Annotated in this window: 1 protein-coding gene; it reads right to left on the bottom strand. The window is 48.5% G+C overall.

The genetic code is table 11. The features are described from left to right. Positions 1 to 260, bottom strand: a 260-nt coding sequence (mscL, locus tag P0G09_RS19180) for a large conductance mechanosensitive channel protein MscL (RefSeq protein ID WP_275253463.1), incomplete at its 3' end; no start/stop codon positions are given. Positions 261 to 297 lie beyond the last annotated feature (37 nt).

Here is a 297-nt window from a genome sequence, read left to right as displayed (position 1 = left end):
AGGAAATTGATGATCGCACTGATGAAAGAGCCGATCTTCAGATCAACATCGCCGATCTTGACAACAACTTCAGAGAAGTCATTGTTGAATAACAGACCGATCAGCGGATTGATGACATCGCCCACCAGAGAATTCACGATTGCCGTGAATGCCGAGCCGACGACCACACCAACTGCCATCTCCAGCACGTTGCCGCGCATGGCAAAGGCCTTGAACTCCTCAAAAAACTTTTTGACACCCTTGATCTTTTGTTCTGCCATATTGCAATTCCGCTCCTTTTCACACCCCGCAATGGGA

It is taken from the genome of Faecalibacterium sp. DFI.5.82 (assembly GCF_029076575.1).
GTDB classification, from domain to species: domain Bacteria; phylum Bacillota; class Clostridia; order Oscillospirales; family Ruminococcaceae; genus Faecalibacterium; species Faecalibacterium duncaniae.
This window is presented reverse-complemented; position numbering and strand designations above follow the sequence as displayed.